At 71.9% G+C, this 24,707-nt stretch carries 16 protein-coding genes and 1 pseudogene; 6 read left to right on the top strand and 11 right to left on the bottom strand.

The features are described from left to right. Positions 1-19: 19 nt before the first annotated feature. The 3 genes from opcA to tkt all read right to left on the bottom strand — a co-directional run bounded on the left by opcA (position 20) and on the right by tkt (position 4,639). Positions 20-958 carry a glucose-6-phosphate dehydrogenase assembly protein OpcA gene (opcA, locus tag GWK25_RS28545; RefSeq protein WP_215454255.1) on the bottom strand — a complete coding sequence of 313 codons (939 nt, stop codon included), beginning with the start codon at positions 956-958 and terminating at the stop codon, positions 20-22. Continuing rightward, on the bottom strand, positions 955-2,484 hold the full coding sequence (zwf, locus tag GWK25_RS28540; RefSeq protein ID WP_215454253.1) for a glucose-6-phosphate dehydrogenase: 1,530 nt from the start codon (positions 2,482-2,484) through the stop codon (positions 955-957). Before zwf ends, opcA begins: the two co-directional genes overlap by 4 nt. 73 nt (positions 2,485-2,557) lie before the next feature. Next, positions 2,558-4,639 (bottom strand): transketolase, encoded by a 2,082-nt coding sequence (gene tkt / locus GWK25_RS28535; RefSeq protein WP_215454251.1) that lies wholly within the window; start codon positions 4,637-4,639, stop codon positions 2,558-2,560. 134 nt (positions 4,640-4,773) lie between these two features. Here tkt and GWK25_RS28530 point away from each other — a divergent pair, with 134 nt between their 5' ends. Next, entirely contained in the window at positions 4,774-5,667 is an 894-nt protein-coding gene (locus GWK25_RS28530; protein ID WP_215454249.1) for an AraC family transcriptional regulator, read from the top strand. A gap of 74 nt (positions 5,668-5,741) precedes the next feature. Here the strand turns inward: GWK25_RS28530 and GWK25_RS28525 are convergent, their stop codons facing one another. Both GWK25_RS28525 and GWK25_RS28520 read right to left on the bottom strand, forming a co-directional pair. Next, positions 5,742-7,145: a glycoside hydrolase family 16 protein gene (locus GWK25_RS28525; RefSeq protein ID WP_215454247.1), complete on the bottom strand. Its 1,404-nt coding sequence runs from the start codon at positions 7,143-7,145 to the stop codon at positions 5,742-5,744. Positions 7,146-7,393: 248 nt separating this feature from the next. Beyond that, the gene (locus GWK25_RS28520; protein ID WP_215454244.1) at positions 7,394-9,868 is read right to left on the bottom strand and encodes a serine/threonine-protein kinase; all 2,475 of its coding nucleotides are present in this window, start codon (positions 9,866-9,868) and stop codon (positions 7,394-7,396) included. Positions 9,869-10,041: 173 nt separating this feature from the next. Between GWK25_RS28520 and GWK25_RS28515 the strand changes: the two genes are divergently transcribed. Then, positions 10,042-11,139 (top strand): serine hydrolase domain-containing protein, encoded by a 1,098-nt coding sequence (locus GWK25_RS28515; RefSeq protein ID WP_215454242.1) that lies wholly within the window; start codon positions 10,042-10,044, stop codon positions 11,137-11,139. A 220-nt stretch (positions 11,140-11,359) separates the two neighbouring features. Here GWK25_RS28515 and GWK25_RS28510 read toward each other — a convergent pair whose 3' ends face one another. Next, positions 11,360-12,223 carry an IclR family transcriptional regulator gene (locus GWK25_RS28510; RefSeq protein WP_251829073.1) on the bottom strand — a complete coding sequence of 288 codons (864 nt, stop codon included), beginning with the start codon at positions 12,221-12,223 and terminating at the stop codon, positions 11,360-11,362. Between the two features lie 10 nt (positions 12,224-12,233). Then, positions 12,234-12,659 (bottom strand): MarR family winged helix-turn-helix transcriptional regulator, encoded by a 426-nt coding sequence (locus GWK25_RS28505; RefSeq protein WP_215454236.1) that lies wholly within the window; start codon positions 12,657-12,659, stop codon positions 12,234-12,236. 272 nt (positions 12,660-12,931) lie between these two features. Between GWK25_RS28505 and GWK25_RS28500 the strand changes: the two genes are divergently transcribed. Genes GWK25_RS28500 through GWK25_RS28485 form a run of 4 tightly spaced genes read left to right on the top strand, consistent with a single transcriptional unit; the run spans position 12,932 to position 16,764 of the window. Next, positions 12,932-13,849, top strand: a complete 918-nt coding sequence (locus GWK25_RS28500) for an SDR family NAD(P)-dependent oxidoreductase (RefSeq protein WP_215454231.1) — start codon at positions 12,932-12,934, stop codon at positions 13,847-13,849. An 11-nt stretch (positions 13,850-13,860) separates the two neighbouring features. Next, positions 13,861-14,736 carry an amidohydrolase family protein gene (locus GWK25_RS28495; RefSeq protein WP_215457656.1) on the top strand — a complete coding sequence of 292 codons (876 nt, stop codon included), beginning with the start codon at positions 13,861-13,863 and terminating at the stop codon, positions 14,734-14,736. A gap of 49 nt (positions 14,737-14,785) precedes the next feature. Beyond that, a complete protein-coding gene (gene menE / locus GWK25_RS28490; RefSeq protein ID WP_215454229.1) occupies positions 14,786-16,294 on the top strand; it encodes an o-succinylbenzoate--CoA ligase in 1,509 nt (502 codons plus the stop codon). Between the two features lie 14 nt (positions 16,295-16,308). Next, positions 16,309-16,764 carry a MaoC family dehydratase gene (locus GWK25_RS28485; protein ID WP_215454228.1) on the top strand — a complete coding sequence of 152 codons (456 nt, stop codon included), beginning with the start codon at positions 16,309-16,311 and terminating at the stop codon, positions 16,762-16,764. 4 nt (positions 16,765-16,768) lie between these two features. Here GWK25_RS28485 and GWK25_RS28480 read toward each other — a convergent pair whose 3' ends face one another. The 4 genes and pseudogenes from GWK25_RS28480 to GWK25_RS28460 form a co-directional block, all read right to left on the bottom strand. Next, entirely contained in the window at positions 16,769-18,460 is a 1,692-nt protein-coding gene (locus tag GWK25_RS28480; RefSeq protein ID WP_215454227.1) for a PHP domain-containing protein, read from the bottom strand. Positions 18,461-18,481: 21 nt separating this feature from the next. Next, the gene (locus GWK25_RS28475; protein WP_215454226.1) at positions 18,482-20,311 is read right to left on the bottom strand and encodes a LamG-like jellyroll fold domain-containing protein; all 1,830 of its coding nucleotides are present in this window, start codon (positions 20,309-20,311) and stop codon (positions 18,482-18,484) included. 25 nt (positions 20,312-20,336) lie between these two features. Next, entirely contained in the window at positions 20,337-23,309 is a 2,973-nt protein-coding gene (locus GWK25_RS28470; protein ID WP_215454225.1) for a glycoside hydrolase family 2 TIM barrel-domain containing protein, read from the bottom strand. Between the two features lie 569 nt (positions 23,310-23,878). Next, a pseudogene (locus tag GWK25_RS28460) lies at positions 23,879-24,706 on the bottom strand (alkaline phosphatase family protein); the annotation flags it as partial. Between the last annotated feature and the right edge of the window lies 1 nt (position 24,707).

Raw genomic sequence — 24,707 nt, 5'->3', positions numbered from 1 at the left:
GGAGTCGAGCGGAGGCGTGTCAGTCATCGGCGGCGGTCTGCCCGTCGCCCGCGCCGCCCCGCAGGGCGACGGCGTACATCTCGTCGGCGTCGAGGCGGCGCAGCTCCTCGGCGATCAGCTCGGAGGTGGCGCGGACCTTCAGGGCGAGGGTGCGCGACGGCTGCCCGGGCAGGGTGAGCGTGGCGAGCGGCCCCTCGGGCCGGTCGATGACGACCTCGCCCCTCGCGGTGCCGAGCCGTACGCCCGTGACCACCGGACCGGCGGTCAGCACGCGCTCGACGGACACCCCGAGGCGGGCCTCCAGCCAGCGGGCCAGCAGCTCGGCGCTGGGGTTGTCGGCCTCGCTCTCGACGGCGGCCGAGGTGATGGTCTCCTTGGCCTGGTCGAGGGCGGCCGCGAGCATGGAGCGCCACGGCGTGAGCCGCGTCCAGGCGAGGTCGGTGTCGCCGGGGGTGTAGGAGGCGACCCGCTGTTCGAGTGCGGCGAGCGGGGTCTCCACGGCGTACATGTCGGTGATCCTGCGCTGCGCGAGCGCGCCCAGCGGGTCCTTCGCCGGGTTCTCCGGCGCGTCCACCGGCCACCACACCACCACCGGCGCGTCCGGCAGCAGCAGCGGCAGGACCACGGAGTCGGCGTGGTCGGAGACCTCGCCGTACGTCCGCAGCACGACCGTCTCGCCGGTGCCCGCGTCGGCGCCGACCCGCACCTCGGCGTCCAGATGCGACTTGGTGCGGTCCTTCGGGGTGCGGGCGTGCCGCTTGATGACGACCAGGGTGCGCGAGGGGTGCTCGTGCGAGGCCTCCTCGGCGGCCTTGATCGAGTCGTACGCGTTCTCCTCGTCCGTCACGATCACCATCGTGAGGACCATGCCCACGGCGGGCGTGCCGATGGCCCGGCGGCCCTGCACCAGGGCCTTGTTGATCTTGCTTGCCGTGGTGTCAGTCAGGTCGATCTTCATGGCCTGCGCCAGCTCCGTCCGTCTTGTGCGAGCATCTCGTCCGCTTCCGCGGGCCCCCAACCACCCGAGGCGTACTGCGCGGGCCTGCCGTGCCTCGCCCAGTACTCCTCGATCGGGTCGAGGATCTTCCAGGACTCCTCCACCTCCTGGTGGCGGGGGAAGAGGTTGGCGTCGCCGAGCAGCACATCCAGGATCAGCCGTTCGTACGCCTCCGGGCTGGACTCCGTGAACGACTCGCCGTACGCGAAGTCCATCGTGACGTCCCGGATCTCCATCGAGGTACCCGGCACCTTCGAACCGAAGCGCACGGTCATCCCCTCGTCGGGCTGCACCCGGATGACGATCGCGTTCTGCCCCAGTTCCTCGGTGGCGGTGGAGTCGAAGGGGGAGTGCGGGGCGCGCTGGAAGACGACCGCGATCTCGGTGACCCGGCGGCCGAGCCGCTTGCCGGTGCGCAGATAGAAGGGGACGCCCGCCCAGCGGCGGTTGTCGATGCCCAGCTTGACCGCCGCGTAGGTGTCCGTGGTGGAGGACCGGTCGATGCCCTCCTCCTCCAGATAGCCGAGCACCCGTTCGCCGCCCTGCCAGCCGCCCGCGTACTGGCCGCGCACGGTGTACCGGCCCAGGTCCTCCGGCAGCCGCACGGCCTTGAGCGCCTTCAGCTTCTCGGTCAGCAGCGACTCGGCGTCGAAGGCCGCCGGTTCCTCCATGGCGGTCAGGGCCAGCAGCTGCAACAGGTGGTTCTGGATGACGTCACGGGCCGAGCCGATGCCGTCGTAGTACCCGGCGCGACCGCCGATGCCGATGTCCTCGGCCATGGTGATCTGCACATGGTCGACGTAACTCCGGTTCCAGATGGGCTCGTACATCTGGTTGGCGAAGCGGAGCGCCAGGATGTTCTGGACGGTCTCCTTGCCGAGGTAGTGGTCGATGCGGAAGACCTGCTCGGGGTCGAACACCTCGTGCAGGACCGCGTTCAGCTCGCGGGCGCTGGCCAGGTCGTGGCCGAACGGCTTCTCGATGACCGCGCGCCGCCAGGAACCCTCGGGCGGACTGGCCAGGCCGTGCTTCTTGAGCTGCTTGACGACCTTCGGGAACATGCTCGGCGGCACGGAGAGGTAGAAGGCGAAGTTGCCGCCCGTCCCCCGGGAGCCGTCCAGCTCCTCGACGGCCTCCCGGAGCCGCTTGAACGCCTCGTCGTCACCGAAGTCGCCCGGGATGAAGCGCATCCCCTCGGCGAGCTGCTGCCAGACCTCCTCGCGGAACTCGGTGCGGGCGTGCTCGCGGACCGCGTCGTGCACGATCTGCGCGAAGTCCTCGTCCTCCCAGTCCCGGCGGGCGAACCCCACCAGCGAGAAGCCCGGTGGCAGCAGACCCCGGTTGGCCAGGTCGTACACGGCCGGCATCAGCTTCTTGCGGGACAGGTCACCGGTCACCCCGAAGATGACGAGCCCGGACGGGCCCGCGATCTTCGGGAGCCGGCGGTCCTCCGCGTCCCGGAGCGGATTGAGCCACTCGGCGGTCATTCCCCATCAACTCCCTTGCTGTTCAAGAACTTCCCCTGGCCTGCGGCGTCGTGTCGACAGTGATCATCTTCCTTCAGGCGCGCGTGCCGGCCGTGTCGCCGCCGGGCCGAGTCGTGCGGTCGAGCACGCTCCTCGCCACGGCGACGACGTTCTCGGCGGTGAAGCCGTACTCGGCGAACAGGGTCTTCGCGTCGGCGGAGGCGCCGAAGTGTTCGAGGGAGACGACGCGGCCGTGGTCACCGACGTAGCGGTACCAGGTCAGACCGATCCCCGCCTCGACCGCCACGCGGGCCCGCACGGACGGCGGCAGCACGCTCTCTCGGTATTCGCGCGGTTGTTCCTCGAACCACTCCACCGACGGCATCGACACCACCCGCGTGCCGACCCTCTCGGCCTCCAGCCGCTCCCGCGCGGCGACGGCCGACTGCACCTCGGAGCCGGTGGCGATCAGGATCACGTCCGGGGTCGCGGCCGAGGACTCCTGGAGGATGTAACCCCCCTTGGCGGCCTCGGAGTTGAGCGGATACGTCGGCACGCCCTGCCGGGTGAGCGCCAGCCCGTGCGGGGCCGGGTCCGTGGTGTGCCGCTTCAGGATCTCGGCCCAGGCGATCGCCGTCTCGTTGGCGTCGGCCGGGCGGACGATGTTCAGGCCGGGGATCGCCCGCAGCGCGGCCAGGTGTTCGACCGGCTGGTGCGTCGGGCCGTCCTCGCCCAGGCCGATGGAGTCGTGCGTCCAGACGTACGTCACCGGCAGCTGCATCAGCGCGGAGAGCCGGACGGCGCCCCGCATGTAGTCGGAGAAGACCAGGAACGTGCCGCCGTAGATCCGGGTGTTGCCGTGCAGCGCGATGCCGTTCATCTCGGCGGCCATGGCGTGCTCACGGATGCCGAAGTGGATCGTGCGGCCGTACGGGTCGGCCTCCGGGAGCGGGTTGCCCGCCGGGAGGAAGGACGACGTCTTGTCGATGGTGGTGTTGTTCGACCCGGCGAGGTCGGCGGAGCCGCCCCACAGCTCGGGTATCACCGCGCCCAGTGCCTGCAGCACCTTGCCGGACGCGGCCCGGGTCGCCATGGACGTGCCCTCCTCGAAGACCGGCAGCGCCCCCTCCCAGCCCTCGGGCAGCCGGCCCGCGACCACCCGGTCGAAGAGCCGGGCCCGTTCGGGGGAGGCGGCACGCCACTCGGCGATCCGCTTGTCCCAGGCGGCGTGCGCCTCGGCGCCCCGGTCGAGGGCGCGGCGGGTGTGCGCGAGCACGTCGTCGGCGACGTCGAACGTCCTGTCCGCGTCGAAGCCGAGGACCCGCTTGGTGGCGGCGATCTCGTCCTCACCGAGCGCGGAGCCGTGCGCGGCCTCGGTGTTCTGCGCGTTCGGGGCGGGCCAGGCGATGATCGTGCGCATCGCGATGATCGAGGGACGCGAGGTCTCCTCCCGCGCGGCCAGCAGCGCGTCGTGCAGGGCGTGCACGTCGACGTTTCCGTTGAAGGCCGGCTCGATCCGCTGGACGTGCCAGCCGTACGCCTCGTACCGCTTCAGCACGTCCTCGGAGAACGCGGTGGCGGTGTCGCCCTCGATGGAGATGTGGTTGTCGTCGTACAGGAACACGAGACTGCCGAGCCGCTGATGGCCCGCCAGCGAGGCCGCCTCCGCGGAGATGCCCTCCTCCAGGTCGCCGTCGGAGACGATCGCCCAGATGGTGTGGTCGAACGGCGACTCGCCCACCGGGGCGTCCGGGTCGAACAGCCCGCGCTCGTACCGGGCGGCCATCGCCATCCCGACGGCGTTGGCGACCCCCTGGCCCAGCGGACCCGTGGTGGTCTCGACCCCGGCGGTGTGCCCGTACTCCGGATGACCCGGCGTCTTCGAGCCGTGCGTCCGGAACGCCTTGAGGTCGTCCAGCCCCAGTTCGTACCCGGCCAGGTACAGCTGGGTGTAGAGGGTCAGCGAGGTGTGGCCGGGGGAGAGGACGAAGCGGTCGCGGCCGGTCCACTCCGGGTCGGCGGGGTCATGACGCATCACCTTCTGAAAGAGCGTGTACGCGGCGGGCGCGAGGCTCATCGCCGTGCCCGGGTGCCCGTTGCCCGCCTTCTGCACGGCGTCGGCGGCCAGCAGACGGGCAGTGTCGACGGCGCGCCGGTCGAGTTCTGTCCAGTTCATCTTCAAGAAGTCCTCGATGAGACGGCGGAATTGCTCTGACGTCTTCAAAAGTAAAAGTCTGACTTATATGAGGCCAGGTGGCGGTGTGCCAGCCTTCGGTGAAACTGGGACACCGACGACGCGACGGCGAGGACATGACGGACAGAGACTTCCCCGACGGCGACCGGATCAAGACCCTCCCGTTCCCCGTCGACCGCGGCCTCTCCGGCGTCGGCATGCGGATCGGCCCCATGGACGGCCGAGGCCCCTGGCGCGCGGACACACCTCTGGACAAGGTCCACCGCATCGACTTCCACGTGGTGATGCTGTTCGACGGCGGCCCGGTACGCCACATGATCGACTTCACCGAGTACGAGGCGGACGCGGGCGAGTTGCTGTGGATCCGGCCGGGGCAGGTGCATCGCTTCTCACACGCCCCCGAGTACCGCGGGACCGTCCTCACCATGCAACCGGGCTTCCTGCCCCGGGCCACCGTCGAGGCGACCGGGCTCTACCGCTACGACCTGCCGCCGCTGCTCCGCCCAAGCGCCGCCCAACTCGCGGGCCTACGGGCCTCGTCGGCCCAGCTCGAACGCGAGTACGTCGACACCGTCACCCTGCCGCCCGGACCGCACGCCGCCGTCCTGCGGCACTCCCTGACGGCCTTCCTCATCCGCCTCGCCCATCTCGCCGCCGGCGCGACGGAGATGGAGGAGGAGCACAGATCCGGGGACACCACCTTCACCCGCTTCCGCGACGCCGTCGAGCGGGACTTCGCCACCAACCACAGCGTCAGCGCCTACGCCGACGCCCTCGGCTGCTCCCGCCGCACCCTCGTCCGCGCGGTCCGCGCCGCGACCGGGGAGACCCCCAAGGGCTTCATCGACAAGCGCGTCGTCCTGGAGGCCAAGCGGCTCCTGGCCCACACGGACCTGCCGATCGGCCGGGTGGGCGTCGCCGTCGGCTTCCCCGACGCGGCGAACTTCTCCAAGTTCTTCCAACTGCACGCCGGGACCACGCCGGTGGCGTTCCGGGCGGAGATGCGCTGACACGCGGTGAGGGGCGGGCTCCACCGCCGTGGAGCCCGCCCCTCACGTGAGCCGTGTCTCGGCCGAGCCGTCCGTCAGCGGCCGAAGTTGAACCAGTTCACGTTCACGAAGTCCTGCGCCTGTCCGCTGGTGAAGGTCAGATAGACGTCATGGGTGCCGGTGACGCGGCTGATGTTCGCGGGCACCGTCCGCCAGGACTGCCAGCCGCCGGTGCCGGCGATCGAGAAACTGCCGACCGGTGCGTTCGAACGGCTGTCGAGCCTCACCTCGACCAGACCGCTCACCCCCGCGCCCGCGCCGGAGGCCACCCGGGCGACGAACTGGGTCGCGGCCGTGGAGCCGAAGTTCACGTTCTTGAAGAGCGCCCAGTCACCGTTGGCCACGGCGCCGATGTTCTGCCCGCCACCGGTGTCGGTCGTGGTCTCGGTGAGTGTGCCGCTCTGGCTGTCGTACGACTCGGCCTGGATGGCGCCGTACGCGTCCCGGGTGCCCGTCGGCGGCGGCGTGGTGGTGCCCCCGGCCGCCGACAGCACCTGCACATAGTCGACGACCATCGGGACACCGGAGCGGGTGTCACCGTCCAGACCGCCGCCGAACGCGTCGGGGAAGGCGCCGCCCATGGCCACGTTCAGGATGATGAAGAACCCGTGGTTGGTGGCGTTGGTCCAGGTGGTCGCGTCGACCTGGTTCGCGTTGACCGAGTGGAACTGGGTGCCGTCGACGAGGAACCGGATCGTCTCCGGGGTCACCGAGCGGTCCCACTCCATGGTGTACGTGTGGAACCCGGACTGGCAGGTCGTGTTCGGGCACGCGGTGGAGTTGCCGATGCCGGTCGTCTCGTTGCACGGGCCGCCGGGGTTGGTGCCGCAGTGCATCGTGGCCCAGACCTGGTTGCGGCCCTGCACGTTCTCCATGATGTCCAGCTCGCCGACGCTCGGCCAGTTCTGGTAGTTGCCCCGGTAGGGCGCGCCCAGCATCCAGAACGCCGGCCAGTAGCCCTCGGCGGCCGTCCCGGTGACGTTCGGCATCTGGATCCGGGACTCGACCCGCAGCTTGCCTCCCGCCGGGGGCTGGAAGTCGGTGCGGTTGGTCTCGATCCGGCCCGAGGTCCAGCGGCCGGCCGCGTCCCGGAGCGGGGTGATGCGGAGATTGCCGTTGCCGTCGAGGGAGACGTTGGCGGTGCTGTTCGTCATCGTCTCGACCTCGCCGGTACCCCAGTTGGCGGGGCCGCCGGGATACGAAGTCCCGGTCGCGTACTGCCAGTTTGAGGTGCTGACGCCGGTACCGGCGGTGCCGTTGAAGTCGTCGACGAAGACCTGCGTCCAGCCGGCGGGCGGCGTGGGGGCGGCGCCCTGCGCGGTCGTCGCCCAGGCGGTGGCCAGGGCCAGCGCCGTGGCCACGGCGAGGAACGCGCGTCGCAGGGGGCGGCGGCGTCTCACGGGTGCGCCGCGGTCGGGTGTGCCGGGGGTTTCACTCATGGCGGCCTCTTCGGGTGTACGGAGTGAAATGCGCGGTGTGGGGGAGCGCTCCGCGGAGTCCCGTCCTGAGAGCGCTCTCAAAGAAGAGCGTGCGGTCAATGTGCGCTCCGGCGCTGCGGCCGTCAAGAGTTAAAGCGGAGAAAGTCCGTGCGGGGGTGGCGAGTTCACGATGTGAAGATCGGCCGTGGCGGGAGGTGTCCACCCCCCACCCGTTGCACGGCGGCTGGTTGGTCTCGGGCGGGGGGTGGTCAGTCGCCGACGGTGGACACGGTCGGTTGGGTGGCCTCCGTCGGCCTGTCCGGGTTGACGGAGAACGCCATGTTCCCGGCCGTCGCCACGATCGCGTCGTCCACGAGCAGCACCCGGGGCGGGGTCTGGGTGGCGATGTCCCCCGGGTCGTCGAGTGCGTCCGTACGCCACAACTCGGCGCCCTTGCCGCGCTCCAGGGCCAGCAGCCGGCCGAACCGGTTGGCGAAGTAGATCTCGTCGCGGGCCGCCGACACCACCGGAGCGGACAGGTTCTCCATGTCGGTGGTCCGCTCCCACAGCGTCTTGCCGCTGGTCGCCGAGACGGCGGTGACGGACCCGCTGGTCCGCACGAAGTACACGACCCCGTCCACGAGCGTCGCCGCGCCGCGCAGCGGACGCTCCAGCGGGATCCGGGTGACCTTCCCGGTGTCCGGGGCCACCCGCAGGAACGCGTCGTACGGCCGCTCGTACCCCGCCTGGTAGACCTCCTCGGTGGTCTCCGCCTCCAGGAACAACGGGCGTCCGTCGACGGCGCCCAGGGCGAGCGCCTTCTCGGGCATCGGGGTGCGTTCCCGCGGCGTGCCGTCGTCGGGGTCGAGCCGTACGAGGGTGAACGGGCGGGTGTCGAGGAAGTCGTCGCCCTCCCAGCACATTTCGTACGGGGCGTCGCCGAGCACCGTGGGGACGCAGTTGACCCCGGCGGGTTCGGAGGTCCGCCACAGTTCCCTGCCCGCCGTGTCGAGGGCGATCACCTGGGAGTGGTCGGGCGTGAGGGTGAGCAGGCCGCCCGTGAAGAGGGCCGCCGGCTCGCTCGCGCTGATGTCCCGGGCCCACCGCTGCTTCCCGGTCCGGGTGTCGAGGGCGACCAGGCGCCGCCGGGTGCTGTCGGGTTCGGTGTAGACGAAGACCAGCCCGTCCCGGACGCCGATGGGCCGGGCGGTCTGCGGGAGTTGGCCGTGGCGCCATCCCGTCTTCCCGGTGGCGGCGTCCACCTTGGCGACGACGAAGCCGGTGCCGCCGCAGTACAGGTCGGTCCCGTCGGTCCGGCATCCCGTCTCGTCGTAGTTGACCGGGATGTACTCGGCGGGCAGGCCGCTGTCGGCCCGCAGTCGGGTCTGCCACGGCCGCCAGCCCTCGGGCAGCGACGTGGAACGGTAGTCCACGGCGCTGTCGGCGCCGGACGTCGTCGAGTCGTCCTCGGCCCCTGCGTGGAGCAGCAGCGCGGTGCTGAGCGCTGCGACGGCCAGGACGGCGCCGGCGCCGACGAGGAGCAACAGCCTTTTGGCACGGAGCCTCGGACGGCGGCCGCCCGCAGGCCGGCCGGCCTGCGATCGGTCTTCCGTCGGCCCGCCGGGAACCGGCAGCAGGTCGTTGGCGGTCGTGTCATCCGCGCGGCCGACGTCCGCCCGGCCCGGGGCCGGGCGTTCCGTGACAGCCCGGCCCGCGTCCGCCCCGCTGACGCCGGTTCGGCCCGCGCCCCTTCGCTCCGGGACCGCCTGCCCGACCATCGGCCGGTCGGTCTCCACTCGTCCGGCGGCCGTCGTGCCGTTGCCGGGTGCGGCGGTCTCCGTTCGCCCGGAGTCCGTAGGACCGTCGAGCGGTCCCGTCCCCGCCCCCGTCCGTCCCGTCCCGGGCACCGGCGCGGCGCCCGGTGTGCCGGTGGTGGGTGTGGTCCCCAACTCCAGGAACAGGGCGTGCAGTTCGGTGAGGTCCGGGCGGGCCGTCGGATTCTTGTCCAGGCAGCGTTCGGTGATCGTCCGCAGCGGTTCGGGCACCGCGTCCAGCTTCGGCGCCTCGAACATGACCTGGTAGCCCGCGAGATAGGGGCTCTCGGCCTTGAACGGGCTGTGCCCGCTGGCCGCGTACACCAGCAGCGACCCCAGCGAGAACAGGTCCGACGCGGCGGTGACGTCCCTCGGCGAGCGCAGCTGCTCCGGTGACATGAACGGCGGGGTGCCGATGACCCGTCCGGTCACGGTGAGCGGCAGGTTGTCGCCGGCGCGCGAGATACCGAAGTCGATGACGCGCGGACCGTCCTCGGCCATCAGGACGTTGGCCGGTTTCAGGTCCCGGTGCACGACCCCCGCCCGGTGGATGTCCCGCAGCGCCTCGACGAGCCCCAGCGCGAGGCCCCGGATCCGGGGAGCCGTCAGCGGACCCTCCTCACGCACCAGATCGGCGAGCGTCGGGCCCGGTACGTACTGTGTCGCCATCCAGGGCCTGGCCGCGTCCGGGTCGGCGTCCACCACGGCGGCCGTGAACGCCCCGCTCACCCGGCGCACCGCCGCGACCTCCTGACGGAACCGGGAGCGGAACTCCTCGTCGTCGCGGTACTGGGCGTGCACCAGCTTGATCGCGACCAGTCGCCCCGACGCGGACCGCGCCCGGTAGACGACTCCCATGCCACCGGCGCCGAGCCTGTCCTCCAGGACGTACTCGCCTATGACGGTGGGATCGTCGTCCCTCAGCGGCATTTCCCACCACGCTCTTGTCCGTACGGCAGCCCCCGTACGGAGCAGCCTAGGCGATCCGGGCGGAGCCGCCGGACCAGGGGCGCCGGGGAGGCCGGATCGGGCCGCCGCCGTTCCTCGTCGGAGCCCCGGTTAAATCGATGGCTCCCCCCGAGGTCACCCGTTACCTTCCCCTCATGGCGATGACTCACGGCACGTGCACGGCCCGGTTCGGCGCGGTGCGGGAGGCGTTGGCGGCCTCGTTGGACGACAAGGACGTGGGTGCCTCGGTCGCCGTGTACGTGGACGGTGAGCCGGAGGTCGACCTCTGGGGCGGGTACGCCGACGTCGACCGGACCGTTCCGTGGGAGCGGGACACCCTGACCCATGTGTGGTCCACCACCAAGACGATGACCGCCCTGTGCGTGCTGATGCTCGCCGACCGGGGCGAACTGGACCTGCACGCCCCGGTGGCGAGGTACTGGCCGGAGTTCGCGGCGGCGGGCAAGGAGGACGTACGCGTGAGCCATGTGCTCTCGCACACGGCCGGTCTGCCCCGCTTCGAGGCGCCCACGACGCTGGAGGACCTGTACGACTGGCCGACCGTCACCGCGCGGCTCGCCGCGCAGGAACCGGCCTGGAAGCCGGGTACCGAGGCCGGCTACCACGCGATGACCCAGGGGTATCTGCTCGGGGAGATCGTCCGCCGGGTCACCGGCCGCAGCCTGGGCACCTTCCTCGCCGAGGAGGTCACGGGTCCGCTGGGCGCCGACTTCCACATCGGCCTCGCCGCCGAGCACGACCACCGGGTGGCGCCGATCATCATGCCGCCCTCCTCCCCGCCCGAGGACGGCCCGCCGCCCAACCCGCACATCCCGGACGGTGCCCCCAACTCGACCGCCTGGCGCCGTGCCGAGATCCCGGCCGCGAACGGTCACGGCAACGCCCGTTCGGTCGCCGCCGTCCAGTCGCTGCTGTCCTGCGGCGGCGCGGCGCGCGGGGTGCGGCTGCTGTCGGAGCAGGGGTGCGAGCGGATCTTCGAGGAGCAGTTCGACGGCATCGACAGCGTCCTGCGCGTCCCGATGCGCTACGGCATGGGCTACGGCCTGAACGGCGGCCAACTGCCCAACCCCCGCACCTGCTTCTGGGGCGGCTGGGGCGGCTCGCTCATCATGGTCGACCTCGACGCCCGGATGACCGTGGCGTACATGATGAACAAGATGATCGACGGCGATCTCGGCGACGAGCGGGGTTTCTCGATCCTCGCGGCCGCCTACGAGGGCCTGACGGGCTGAACGCCCGCACGGCCCAACCGAATCGACGACCGCCGACCTGCCGCGACGAGCCACCGCCGCCGTCGGCCCGACCGGGGCGGCGGCGGGCCGCGTCGCCCGCGAGGGAGGCGAGAACGGTGGCGGCGAAGCCGCCCCCGGGACGAGTCGGCCGTCCGGGCCGGCCGTGCCCGTGCCCCGGCGGTCACCTCCGTGGCGGCGTCCCGGGTCCGGCGTCCGCCGGTCAGGCGGGGGCGGAGCCCCGGCCCGGGATCAACGAACCCCGGCGGGGTTCGTCCGGCTGCCAGCCCAGGGCGCGGGAGATACCACGTGCCGCCACCCGCACGGCGGGCGTCAGCACCGGGACCTGGGCGCCGGCCTGGGGCACGACGACCGAGACGGCGGCGACCACGCCTCCGCCCGGTCCGCGCACGGGGGCGGCCACCGACAGCGCGTCCTCCGTGACCTGGCGGCTGCTCACCGCCACGCCGGTGCGCCGTACCTCGGCGAGCGCGCGGCGCAACCGGGGCGCGTCCGTGATGGTGTGCGGCGTGAAGGAGGCCAACGGGCCCTCGCAGTAGGTGTCCTGGGCGTCCGCGTCGCTGTGGGCGAGGAGCGCCAGGCCCACGCCCGTGGCGTGCAGGGGCCAGCGGGCGCCGACGCGGATGTGGACGCCGACGGCGGAGCGCCCGGAGAGCCACTCGATGTAGACGACGTCGTCCCCGTCGCGGACCGCGAGCTGGACGTTCTCGTGCGTCGCCTCGTACAGGTCCTCCAGGTACGGCAGCGCGATCTGGCGCAGCGCGAGCCCGCGCGGGGCGAGCGCCGCGAGTTCCCAGAGGCGGAGCCCCACGTGGTAGATCCCGCAGGCGTCCCGCTCCAGGGCGCCCCACTCGGTGAGCGCGCCCACCAGCCGGTGGGCGGTGGTGAGGGTCAGCCCGGCCCGGCGGCTGATGTCGGTCAGCGAGAGCGCCGGGTGGTCGTGGTCGAAGGCGGCCAGCACGGCGAGCAGCCGGTCGGGAGCGGAACGGACGGCCCCCGCCGGGGTGCGTCCCGGCGCGGGCTGCCGGGGCGCGGATCCCGGCGGCGGGAGCGCGTCGGCGGTCATCGGCACGGTGTCACCCCAGTCCGGCCTCGGCGATCTTCTGCAGCAGTGCGTGGAGCGTCGCGCGCTCGGCGGCGTCGAGGGGCTCCACCAGTTCGTCGGAGACGCGCTGTCCGGCCTCGTCGGTGTCACGGAGGAAGGACCGGCCGTCCTCGGTGAGCACGACGATCCGGCTGCGGCGGTCGTCGGGGGAGGGGCGCCGCTCGGCGAAGCCCAGTTTCTCCAGGTCGTCCACCAGTCCGACGATCGCGCTCGGGTCGTAGCCGAGCGAGGCGCTCAGCTCGCGCTGGAGCGCGCCCGGGGAGGTGGCCAGGAAGCGCAGCAGCGCGTAGTGCCGCAGCCTGAGGCCGGACTCCTGGAGGGAGGAGTTGAACAGCTGACCGGACCTGAGCCCCAGCCGGTACAGCAGATAGCCGGTGTCCGCGTGCAGCCCGCGCATCCACGGCTCGTGCGCGTCGATCGAGGCGGCGTCCTGCGTCTGCTGGCGGGTGATGGCGAGCTCCCTGGTCCAGGGCCTGTCGTGCGGGGATCAGGCCTGCGCCCCGGTCGGGGCGGCGCGTACGTACCGCTCCAGCATGACGCAACGCCCGGGGAACAACAACTATTGACGTCAACAACTATTGCTCTTAACTTCGATTTCGACAGTGCACCTCGGCACCGCGGTGCCGCACTTCGACCTCGAAGCCGCTCCGCCACTCGAAGGGACCCCTCGTGCCCAGCATCGATCTCACCGGCAAGGTCGCCGTCGTCACGGGCAGTGGCCGTGGCCTCGGCCTGGCCTACGCACAGGCCCTCGCCGCCGCCGGCGCCTCCGTCGTCGTCAACGACATCGACGAGGCCGTGGCCGAGGCGGCCGTGAAGTCCATCACCGAGGCGGGCGGCAAGGCCGTCGCCGAGGTCGTCGCGGTCGGCACGACCGAGGCCGCCGACCGGCTGGTGGGCCGTGCCGTGGAGGAGTTCGGACGGCTCGACATCCTGGTCACCAACGCGGGCATCCTCCGCGACAAGGTGCTGTGGAAGATGTCGGACGACGACTTCGACGCGGTGATCACCACCCACCTCAAGGGCACCTTCACCTGCGCCCGCGCCGCCGCGATCCGCATGCGTGAACAGGGCGAGGGCGGCTCCCTGATCCTCGTCGGCTCCCCGGCCGGCCAGCGCGGCAACTTCGGCCAGACCAACTACGCCGCCGCCAAGGCCGGCATCGCCGCCTTCGCCCGCACCTGGGCGATGGAGCTGGGCCGCGCGAACATCACCGTCAACGCCATCGTGCCGGTCGCCGCCACCGCGATGACCGAGACCATCCCGGTCTTCGCCCCCTACGTGGCGGCCCTGCGCGAGGGCACGCCGTTCCCGGACTTCCTGCGCAAGGGTGAGGGCTTCGGCACCCCCGAGGACTGCGCGGCCCTGGTCCCGTTCCTCGCCTCCGAGGCGGCGCGCGGGGTCACCGGCCAGGCCATCGGCATCGGTGGCGACAAGGTGGCACTCTGGTCGCACCCGCAGGAGATCAAGACGGCGTACGCGAACGGCGGCTGGACCCCCGAGGCCCTCGCCGACGTCTGGCCGACCTCGCTGGGCGCCGAGCCGCAGACCGTGGGCATCCCCGCCCCGAAGATCCCGGAGGCGTGATGAGCCAGGCCATGAACGTCGAGGAACTCGTCGCGATCGACGTCCACACGCACGCGGAGGTGTCCTCCAAGGGCAACTCCTCCCTGGACGACGACCTCCACGACGCCTCCTCCGCGTACTTCAAGGTCGAGGGCAAGCGGAAACCGACCATCGAGGAGACGGCCGCGTACTACCGCGAGCGGAAGATGGCCGCCGTGATCTTCACGGTGGACGCCGAGTCCGCGACCGGCACCCAGCCCGTCCCCAACGAGGAGGTCGCCGAGGCCGCCGCCGCCAACGCGGACGTCCTGATCCCCTTCGCCTCCATCGACCCCTTCCGCGGGAAGGCGGGCGTCAAGCAGGCCCGTCGCCTGGTCGAGGAGTACGGGGTCAAGGGCTTCAAGTTCCACCCCAGCATCCAGGGCTTCTTCCCCAACGACCGCTCGGTGGCGTACGACCTGTACGAGGTCATCGAGGAGACGGGCACCATCGCCCTCTTCCACACCGGCCAGACGGGCATCGGCGCCGGCGTCCCCGGCGGTGGAGGCATCCGGCTGAAGTACTCCAACCCGCTGCACGTGGACGACGTGGCCGCCGATTTCCCGCACCTCAAGATCATCCTGGCGCACCCGTCCTTCCCCTGGCAGGACGAGGCCCTGGCGGTCGCCACGCACAAGCCGGGCGTGCACATCGACCTGTCCGGCTGGTCGCCGAAGTACTTCCCGCCGCAGCTGGTGCAGTACGCCAACACCTTGCTCAAGGACAAGGTGCTCTTCGGCTCCGACTACCCCGTCCTCACCCCCGACCGCTGGCTCGCCGACTTCGAGAAGCTGCCGATCAAGGACGAGGTCCGGCCGAAGATCCTCAAGGAGAACGCCGCCCGACTGCTCGGCCTGACCAAACCGTAGAGGACGCAGATGGACCTCCCCATGTGCGACGACGGACAGGGGTACACACATGCGCAATGAGGGACTGGGTTCGTGGCCCGCCCGCCGGGCCCGCAAGACCCCGCAGCGCACCGCGTTGATCCACGGCGACACGCGCCTGACGTACGGGGAGCTGTACGAGCGCACCACGCGCCTCGCCCACGCCCTGCGCGCCGCCGGCGTACGCCGCGGCGACCGCATCGCCTACCTGGGGCCCAACCACCCCTCTTACCTGGAGACGCTGTTCGCCGCGGGCACCCTCGGCGCGGTCTTCGTCCCGCTCAACACCCGCCTCGCGGGCCCCGAGATCGCCTACCAGCTGGCGGACTCCGGGGCCAGGGCGCTGGTGTACGGCGCCGGGTTCACCGCACTCGTGGCCGGACTGCCGGGCGGCGGGACCGACGTACGGACGTTCGTGGAGATCGGCACCGAGTACGAGGCGCTGCTCGCCGGGGCCGAGACCGACCCCATCGACCAGCCCGTCGCCGCCGACGACACCTGCATCATCATGTACACCTCGGGCACCACGGGCCGCCCCAAGGGCGCGATGCTCACGCACGGCAACATCATCTGGAATGCCGTCAACGTGCTCGTCGACCAGGACGTCATCACCGACGAACGCGCCCTGGTCTCCGCCCCGTTGTTCCACACGGCCGGGCTGAACATGCTCACCCTGCCCGTGCTGCTCAAGGGGGGCACCTGCGTACTGGTCGAGGCGTTCGTACCGGAGGCCACCTTCGACCTGATCGAACGGCACCGGATCACCTTCATGTTCGGCGTGCCGACCATGTTCGACCAGATCGCCCGGCACCCCCGCTGGGCCGACGCCGACCTGTCGTCGCTCAGGATGCTCTCCTGCGGCGGCTCCCCGGTGCCGACCCCGCTCATCGCGAAGTTCCAGGAGCGCGGCCTCACCTTCCTCCAGGGCTACGGCATGACGGAGGCCGCACCCGGCACGCTCTTCCTCGACGCCGAGCACGCCGTGAGCAAGGCCGGGTCGGCGGGCGTACCGCACTTCTTCAGCGACGTACGGGTCGTCCGCCCCGACATGACCCCGGTCGACGTCGACGAGCCCGGCGAGGTGGTGGTCCGTGGACCCCATGTGATGCCCGGCTACTGGGGGCTGCCCGAGGAGACCGCCGCGGTCTTCGCCGACGGGTGGTTCCGCAGCGGGGACGCGGCCCGCGTCGACGAGGACGGCTACGTCTTCATCGTCGACCGCATCAAGGACATGATCATCTCCGGGGGCGAGAACATCTACCCCGCCGAGATCGAGGACCAGCTCCTCACCCACCCCGACATCGTCGAGTGCGCGGTCATCGGCGTACCCGACGACAAGTGGGGCGAGGTACCGCGCGCCGTGGTCGTGCCTCGGGAGGGCGTCTCGCTCGACGCCGACGAGGTGCTCGCGTCGCTCGCCGGGCGGCTGGCCAAGTACAAGATCCCGAAGTCGGTGGTGGTCGCGGACGAACTGCCCCGCACCGCCTCCGGAAAGCTCCTCAAGGCCCGGGTGCGCAAGCGCTACGGCACCGACTCTTAAGTAAGGAACGTCCCATGAGCATCACCGTGAACGGCATCGACGAGCTCAAGAAGCTCGCCGGCAGCGACCTCGGCACCAGCGAGTGGATCGAGGTCACCCAGGAGCGGATCAACACGTTCGCCGACGCGACGGGGGACCACCAGTGGATCCACGTCGACGAGGAGAAGGCCAAGGAGGGCCCGTTCGGGGCGCCGATCGCCCACGGTTACCTCACCCTCTCCCTCTTCATCCCGCTGTTCACCGAGCTCCTGGACGTCCAGGGCGTCACCACCAAGGTCAACTACGGCCTGAACAAGGTGCGTTTCCCCTCGCCGGTGAAGGTCGGGTCGCGCATCCGGCTGGTCGCCAAGCTCACCTCGGTCGAGGACGTCCCGGGTGGCGTCCAGATCACGGTGGACGGCGCGATAGAGATCGACGGCGGCGGGAAGCCCGCCGCCGTCCTGCAGAGCCTGTCACGCTTCTACGCCTGACCGGTCACCCGGTCACGTCCACGAACACCGGGTTCGAGTAGAACCACGTGTCCTCCCACGGGTCGCCGTCGCCCGGCTCGTGGGGGACCGGGCCGTGCGGGTCGACCGCCGCGCCCAGGTAGCCCGCACCGTTGCGCTTGCCGTCGCTGCCGCGCAGGCGGAGGTAGAACGACTCGTCGCCCGCCGTGACCGGGACGCGCAGGGTGTACGTGCCCGTGCGGCCGCTCACGTCGCTGGTGTGGACGACCTTCGTGTCGGGAGCCTGCCACGCGTCCCGGTCGGTCACCGGCCCGCGCACCGCGCCCCGGATGACGTCGACGTGGGCCAACTCCGGCAGAGTCCCGTGCGGGTTGGCGCGGGAGGCCGTCGTCACCGTCACGTTCAGGGTGAGCCTCTCGCCCCTGCGGACACGCAGCCGGCCGCCCAGGGTGACGCCCCGGCCGTGGTCACGGTCGCGCTTGACCCGGACGTCCAGGCCGTCGAGGAGATGGCCGTGGTCGACCCAGACGCGTCCCGCGCGCAGTCCCGCCATCACCGAGCGGTACCCGTAGCGGGTGACACCGACGTGGGTGCGGCTGAACTGGCCGGGCCAGAAGTCGCTGCCGGGCTGCGGGGTGTCGGTGTTCACCGGGTCGGGCAGCTTGCCGGTGTTGTCGAAGTTCCGCCCCGCCGGCCAGTCGCCGTTCTTCCAGGTGTCGAAGACGATCCGGTGGGCGTCGGAGTTGGTGGTGATCGAGAACAGCCTGCCCTCGGCCAGCATCGCGTCCCAGAGTCCGCCCACGGTCGCCGTCGACCAGTCGAACCCGCCGTACGTGAGGTACGCCTCCGCCGGATAGCCGGGCCAGGACTGGGCGGAGGGCTTGTTCTCGTACTCCCCGCGGATCGAGTTGGTTCCGCGCCAGCCGGGGATCGCCGCACCCTGGGCGCCGGGCGCGCCCTCCATGCCGATCATGATCTCCGGCGCCGCGTCGCGCCAGTTGCGCATCTCGTGCGGAGAGTCGATGCCCAGCCGCATGGGGTGGTTGGCGAGGACCAGCACATCGTCGACGTAGCCCGAACGGCGCTGCTGGGCCAGCCACTTGATCGCCTTGACGGCGTGCGCCTCGTTGCGCGCGGTGTCCGCCCCGCCCACGGACCCGTCCGTGTAGCCCAGCAGCTTGCCGTCGTACGCGCTCTCGAAGCGGGTGAGCAGGTCGACCTCGTGCCGCCCGGGGGTGGTGAAGACCGTGCAGTGCTCGGCGGCCGGGATGTACCACTCCAGGCCCTGGAAGATCAGCTGGCGGGGGTTCTCCGCACGGGCCCTGAGGATCTCCTCGTGCTCCAGCGCCGCACCGAAGTCGGCGTGCCCGAAGTTGGAGTGCTCGGTGAACACCATCCAGTCGAGGCCGTACTTCGCGCCCGCCGAGGCCAGCTGGGAGAACGTGTACTTGGCGTCGTGGCTGTAGACGGTGTGGATGTGGTGGTCCCCGACGAGGTAGGCGAGCCGCGGGTCCTCGCCCCCGTACGGGCGGGAGGCGGCGGAGGCCGAAGCGGTCGGCGCACCCGTGGCGCCCATCGCGAAGGCGGCACCGAACAGGCCCGCGCCGCGCAGGAGTCCCCGCCGTGACACGCCCTGCGCGTCGAGGTCGGCGGGGAAGACGGACGGATCGGCCCAGGAGGGAAGTTGCTGCTCGGGTGTGCCGGAGAGGTCGGACATGGTCTGCGCTTCCTTCGCGTCTCAGTGGTTCATGAACGACTTGACGGGCAGCGCCCGTTCGACGACGCGGACGTCACCGAGGCGTCCGTGCAGGATCTGGTCGATCTTCCCGGCATACTCGTAGCCGCCGAGGATCCAGGGCAGGCCGACGGAGGTGAGCCCGACGGCGGCGGCCTTCGGGTTGCGCACGACCGGGCAGCCCTGGACGTAGAGCGTGGTGTGCCTGCCGTCGTTGACGACGGCGAGGTGCCACCACGTCTCCAGCGGGGTCTCCTGCCCCCAGTTGGTGGCGATGCCCTGCTGGTTGAGCGGGCGCACCGCCCACTGCGGCTCCCGGTCGTTCGACAGCGACAGCGTGGCGAGCGGCTCGTCCGGGTCATCGGCGGTCTTGCCCGCCGCGCCGCCGGTGCCGGTCCTGCCGAGGATGCCGGCCCAGGCGTGGTTCGAGGGGTTCCAGTCGGCGGGCAGCCGGTAGAACGCCTCGATGGTGTAACCGTCCCTGAACGTGGCCGAGTTGAGGGGCGAACCGTCGACCGTCCGCAGATACGCGCCCGTCAGCGGGGGCTTGCCGCCGTGGAACTCCAGGCTGCCGTGGCCGGGCTGGTCCGGGTGGTGGTCGGCGGACCAGGTGAGGGTGCCGCCGCCGACGGTCACGAGGGTCAGGTCGTTGCCGTGCCCCGAACGGTCCGGGACGGTGCCGCCCACCTGCGCCCCGTCGCGCTGCCCGTCGAAGCGCCAGTAGGCGACCGTGCCGGGTATCAGCATCTTCGACACCGGACGCGGGGCCCGCGCGGGCACCGGCGCGAAGCCGGCGAACCGCTTCTCGAAGTCGATCTCGACGGTGAACCGGTCGGCGTCGCCGGAGAGTTCGCTCTCCTGCCGTTCCAGTTCGTTCAGGCCCTTGGCCGCCCGCCCCAGGATCCACGGGGAGATCGTCTCCACGTCGATGGTGTTCCGGTCGAGGTCGAAGCGGTAGAGACGGATCATCGCCGCGCCGCCGAAGTACCGGTTCTGATAGTTCGTGAGGTGGAGGTGGACATCGTTGTCAGCGGCGTTCCTGCGGGTCGCGCGCGCCGCCGGCCAGTAGTGCCCGTTGAGGGTGAGGAAGATCTGGTCGTGGTCCTTGATCAGCCGGTCCCACAGCTGCTGCCCGTACGACGAGAGGGAGTCGTCGCCGTCGACGATCTCGTGCGTGGTGAGGACGACCGGAGTCCTCGGATGGCGGGCCAGGACGTCCTCGGCCCAGGCGAGGCCCTTCGCGGAGAGCCGCCAGTCCAGTGCGAGCACCATCCACTGCCGGCCGCCCGCCTCGAACAGGTGGAAGGAGTTGTAGCCGTCCGGGGAGGCGCCCCCGAAGGTCGGCCGGCCCGCGAAGCGATCGGGGCCGAACTCGTCCAGGTACGGGGTCGGCCCCCGCTGGTCGTCGGTGGAGGAGCGCACGTCGTGGTTGCCCGCGAGGACGCTGTAGCCGATTCCCCTGCGGTCCAGGAGCCGGAAGGCCTCGCCGATCGCCGCGCTCTCCCGCGCGGTGCCGTTCTGGGTGAGGTCCCCGAGGTGGGAGAGGAACACGATGTTCTCCTGCGCACCGTGCTCCAGGAGGTACCGCAGGGACGCCTCGACGGGCGCCTTGTCGATGCTCGGCCCGTCGAACAGGTACTGCGTGTCGGGCATGACGGCGAGCGTGAAGCGGCGGCTCGTGCGATCGGGCTTCCAGCGCGCGGGCGCCGCCTGTGCCACGACGGGCAGCGAGACCGCCCCCGCCGCGCCCAGCAGGGCCGTCGCCCGCAGGAAGTTACGTCTGCCCGAGTGGGCCTGGGCAGACTCCTGCCCCGGTTCGTGCGAGGTGCACACAGTGACTCCGTAAGAGGTTCGTGGTTCAGAGCGCCCGCAGCGTCCACGACCAGCGGTGGACACCCGGGAGTACGAGATACGGCGGTGCGGTGTCGGGACCGCACGACGCGGTGCCCAACCCCCGGTGCGCCGCGTCGATGTGGACCACGCAGCCGGGCCGGGGCACCAGCTCGTCGTGGTGCGCGACGGCTGCCAGGTCCGCCGCGCGGTGCCGGGTGACCGACACCTGCCGGGGACCGTCCAGCCGGACCGCCAGGACGTGGTCGCCCCCGGAGAGCGTGAAGTGCCGTACACCGTGGCGGCCCCCGCTCTCCTGCGGCCGCAGGTACGGGGTGAACAGCGCGTCCACGGGGGCCGCGTGGTGGCCGACGGGCGCCCCGGCGGCCCGGTCCGGGTAGCTCTCCCAGGGCCCCTGCCCGTACCAGGCCAGGCTGTCCAGGCCCTCGACGGTCTCGAACACCGTGCCGACCCGGGCCACGTCCGTCAGCTCCTCGGGGAGGACGGCCGTCTCCTCGACGAGCACCCGGCCGTCCACGAGCGCGGTGAACACCTGCTCGTGCTCGACGTGCCCGGCCCCCGTCGACCAACGTGAGCGGACCCGCACGGACGACCCCTTGCGCTCCACGGCGACCGGCTCGCGCTCCATGCGGTCCAGGCCCAGTTCGCGCCAGCGCTCCGCCATGCCGCCGAGGACGTCGTTGTCGGTGGGGGCCCGCCACAGGCTCAGCGCCGGCGGGGAGGCGAGCAGCGGGTGCAGCAGCAGCCCGTCCGGGTCCGTCTCCGGCGGCGGGATGTGCCCGAGGTCCTCCTCGGCGCCCATCACCGGCTCGCCCTCCTCCGCCGGGTACCACTGGATCTGCGGGCAGCACAGCTCGGTGCCGCGCGGCGCCCAGGGCTCGTCGCCCGCCGTCGTCACCCGCAGGGTCAGCCAGATCTCACCGGCACCGCCCGGCACCTCGGGCCGGTCGATGACGGCCGAACCGCCGGGCGGTACGGCCGGCAGCTGGGCCGGGACCGTCCAGCTGCCGCCGTCGGCCGCCGCGAACTCCCACTCGGCGGCCAGCCACGACAGATCGCGGAAGTGCTGCCGGTTGTGCACCCGCAGCACCCGCCAGGTGCCCTCGCCCTCCACCGACAGCCGCACCGGGGCGGCGATCTCCCGGTGCTCGAACATCACCGGCTTGGGCGTGCGGTCGGGGAACACGACCCCGTCGGCGATGAACGCGCCGTCGTGGATCGTCTCGCCGAAGTCGCCGCCGTAGGCCCAGCGCAGACCGGGGCCCGCGACCCCGTTCTCGTACAGCCCGGCGCCCCCACGCCCGGCCGGTCGTCCGTCGTTCACACGCTGGAGGATGCCGTGGTCCCAGAACTCCCAGATGAACCCGCCCTGAAGACCCGGGGTCGCCTCGATGGCGGCCCACGTGTCGGCGAGGGTGCCGTTGCTGTTGCCCATGGCGTGCGAGTACTCGCACTGGATCAGCGGCCTGGTCTGCTCGCCCGACAGCGCGTGCGCCACGCAGTCCTCGATGGGCGCGTACATCGGACAGGCGATGTCGGAGGCGTCGTCGGTGGCCGCCCAGTCCAGCTTCGCCGCGCCCTCGTACTGCACCGGCCGGGTCGGATCGTGGCGTCGCAGCCAGCCCGCCGCCGCGTCGTGGTTGGCGCCGTAGTCGGACTCGTTGCCCAGCGACCAGACGATCACCGACGGATGGTTCTTGTCCCGCAGGACCATACGGGAGACACGGTCGACGAAGGCGTTCAGATAGCGCGGGTCGTCGGCGATCTCGTGGGCGTGGTCGTGCGACTCGATGTCCGCCTCGTCCACCACGTAGAAGCCGAGCTCGTCAGTGAGGTCGTACAGGGCCGGGTCGCCCGGATAGTGGGAGGTGCGGATCGCGTTGAAGCCGAACCGCTTCAGCGTCAGCAGGTCCGCGCGCATGTCCTCCAGCGACACCGTCCGGCCGGTCAGCGGATGGAAGTCGTGCCGGTTCACGCCCCGGATGTAGACCCGCTCGCCGTTCACCAGCAGGTCCCGGCCCCGGATCTCGACATCGCGGAAGCCGACCCGGTGGTGCGAGGTGTCGGCCACCGTGCCGTCGGCACGGTGCAGCCGGACGGTGAGGCCGTACAGCTCGGGGGTCTCGGCGTTCCAGGTCCGCACGCCGGGGACGACCGTGCCCAGCCGGGCCTCGCCGAGGAAGTCGGAGACCCGCTCGTCCTCCGCGTTGAGGCGGTCGAACTCACGGTCCTGGACCAGCTCCAGACCCTCCAGCCCCGGACCGTCCAGCTCCCCGCTGACGTACCACCCGGCGGGCAGCGCGCCCGTCGCCGTGCCCGCGGCCGAGCGCACCCGGCAGTCCACCCGGAGCTCCCCGTCGCGGCGGGCCCGCACGGTCACGTCCGCGAGATGCAGCGGATCGGTGGCGTACAGCAGCACCGGGCGGGTGATGCCGCCCAGCCACCACTGGTCCTGGTCCTCGATGTGCGAGGCGTCCGACCACTTCACCACCGTGAGCCGCACGGTGGCCCTCGCGCCGGGGCGGACCAGCCCGGAGAGGTCGAACTCGGCGGCCAGGTGGGAGTCCTTGGAGACACCGGCGGGCCGTCCGTCCACATGGACGAGCAGCACGCTCTCGGCGGCGCCGACGTGCAGGACGATCCGGCGGCCGGACCACTCGGCGGGTATCTCGACCTCCCGCTCGTAGACGCCGGTCGGGTTCTCGGGCGGGGAGTCCGGCGGGAACTGGGCCCAGGGCATCCGGACGTTGGTGTACTGCGGCGGATCCTCCGCCACGCCCAGGGCCCAGGAACCGGGGAGTTCGGCCCAGGACCAGGCGGGCCCCGGTTCCCGCTCGGGCGACGGCAGCAGCTGGAACCGCCACCGGCCGTCGAGCGACACGGCCCCCGCACGCCGGTCTACGGCGTTCATGGGCAGCCGCCCCCAGGAGGTGACCTCGGGCGAGTTCCAGGGGCGCAGGGCGAAGAGTGCGTCGGTCATGACCGTTCCGGAGTCGGGAGTGGCAGGGGGGAAGTGACCGGCCGGGGCAGGACGCGCCCCGGCAGGCCCCAGGTGGGGTCGACCGGGACGCCGAGCCGGTCCAGCACGGTGGGCGCGATGTCGACGAGAGCGGGCGAGTTCAGCGGGGTGCCGGCGGGGGAGGGGGTGCAGGGGGCTCGGGGCGAGCCGGGGCCACCGACCGCACCGCGTGGGGTGTGCGTGCTGTCGACGCCGTGCGTGTCGGCCGTGCCGCCTGGGTTGTGGGTGCTGTCGACGCCGTGCGGGTCGGCCGTGCCGCCTGGGCTGTGGGTGCCGTCGACGCCGTGCGTGTCGGCCGTGCGGTCCGCGCCCTCCGGGCTGTGCGTGCCGCCGATGCTGTGCGTGCCGGTCGTGCCGCCCGAGCTGCCCAGACCGCCCGCGCCGTGCGAGCCGCCCCGACCGTCCACGCCAGGCTCCCCGCGTGTACTGCCGACACCGCCCGCATCGGCCGTCTCCGGCCCTGCGGTCGTTCCCGGCCCTGCGGCAGCCCACGGCGTTCTCACCGTCCCCCGCTCAACGGCAGCTCCCGGCCCAACCCCCGTTCCCAGTTCCGCGATGACGACGAAGACCTCGCGCTCCGCGTGGGTGTCGCCGCCGTGGCCGCCGGTGTCCAGGTGGCCGTGGTCGGTGGTGATCATGACCGTCCAGTGCTCGTCCGCGCGAGCGGGGTCCGCGCGCCGCGCGGCGATCGCGTCCAGCAGCCGCCCGAGGTGGGCGTCCTGGGCGAGAAGCGCCCGGTCGTACGCCGGGCCGAGCGGCCCCGTGGCGTGGCCGGCCTCGTCGGTGGCGCCGAAGTACACGAACAGCGCGTCCGGATCGCCCTCGGAGAGCCAGCGCGCGGCGATGTCGGCGACGAGCCGGTCCGCCTGCTCGTAACCCTCCGACTCCCCGTCGTACCGCGCCCGTTCGCCGACACCGGGCCCCAGTGCGCCGCGGTCGATCAGCTCCGGCCAGGACACCGCGGCGGCCGTGCGCAGACCGGGTCGCGCGGCGGCGGCCCGGCTGAGGAAGTCGGGATGACGGACGTAGTCGGCGCCCTCGAAGTCGTTGCCGGTCACCCCGTGCCGGTCGGGCCACACCCCGGTCAGCACGCTCGACCAGCCCGGTCCGGAGTCGGTGTAGGCCATGCTGGTGGACGGCCCGCCCTCGGCCCGGCCGTCCGCCTCGCCGTAGGGCAGCAGGCCGCTGCCGTGGGCGCCGGTGGCCATCAGGCGGTGCAGCACGGGCGCCGTGGCGGAGGAGCGGGTGAGCCGGTCGTAGCGCACCCCGTCCATGCCCACCACCAGCACCCTGCCGCGCCCCGGCCGCACGGTCGTCGCGCTCCCGGTGTCCGTCACCGCGCCCCTCCGTCCCGCCATC

Origin of the sequence: Streptomyces sp. ATCC 21386, from assembly GCF_018728545.1 — a bacterium.
In the GTDB taxonomy this organism is placed as follows: domain Bacteria; phylum Actinomycetota; class Actinomycetes; order Streptomycetales; family Streptomycetaceae; genus Streptomyces.
The sequence above is the reverse complement of the archived record's forward strand: the minus strand, read 5'-3'. Positions and strand labels throughout refer to the sequence as shown.

Excerpts from the sequence above, each read along its gene's own strand:
- GWK25_RS28510 (WP_251829073.1), bottom strand. The coding sequence starts at position 12,223 with ATGACCGCCGACGCGCTCCCGCCGCCGGGATCCGCGCCCCGGCAGCCC.
- zwf (WP_215454253.1), bottom strand. The coding sequence starts at position 2,484 with ATGACCGCCGAGTGGCTCAATCCGCTCCGGGACGCGGAGGACCGCCGG.
- GWK25_RS28505 (WP_215454236.1), bottom strand. The coding sequence starts at position 12,659 with ATGCGCGGGCTGCACGCGGACACCGGCTATCTGCTGTACCGGCTGGGG.
- opcA (WP_215454255.1), bottom strand. The coding sequence starts at position 958 with ATGAAGATCGACCTGACTGACACCACGGCAAGCAAGATCAACAAGGCC.
- GWK25_RS28515 (WP_215454242.1), top strand. The coding sequence starts at position 10,042 with ATGGCGATGACTCACGGCACGTGCACGGCCCGGTTCGGCGCGGTGCGG.
- menE (WP_215454229.1), top strand. The coding sequence starts at position 14,786 with ATGCGCAATGAGGGACTGGGTTCGTGGCCCGCCCGCCGGGCCCGCAAG.
- GWK25_RS28530 (WP_215454249.1), top strand. The coding sequence starts at position 4,774 with ATGACGGACAGAGACTTCCCCGACGGCGACCGGATCAAGACCCTCCCG.
- tkt (WP_215454251.1), bottom strand. The coding sequence starts at position 4,639 with ATGAACTGGACAGAACTCGACCGGCGCGCCGTCGACACTGCCCGTCTG.
- GWK25_RS28495 (WP_215457656.1), top strand. The coding sequence starts at position 13,861 with ATGAACGTCGAGGAACTCGTCGCGATCGACGTCCACACGCACGCGGAG.
- GWK25_RS28520 (WP_215454244.1), bottom strand. The coding sequence starts at position 9,868 with ATGCCGCTGAGGGACGACGATCCCACCGTCATAGGCGAGTACGTCCTG.
- GWK25_RS28485 (WP_215454228.1), top strand. The coding sequence starts at position 16,309 with ATGAGCATCACCGTGAACGGCATCGACGAGCTCAAGAAGCTCGCCGGC.
- GWK25_RS28480 (WP_215454227.1), bottom strand. The coding sequence starts at position 18,460 with ATGTCCGACCTCTCCGGCACACCCGAGCAGCAACTTCCCTCCTGGGCC.
- GWK25_RS28525 (WP_215454247.1), bottom strand. The coding sequence starts at position 7,145 with ATGAGTGAAACCCCCGGCACACCCGACCGCGGCGCACCCGTGAGACGC.
- GWK25_RS28470 (WP_215454225.1), bottom strand. The coding sequence starts at position 23,309 with ATGACCGACGCACTCTTCGCCCTGCGCCCCTGGAACTCGCCCGAGGTC.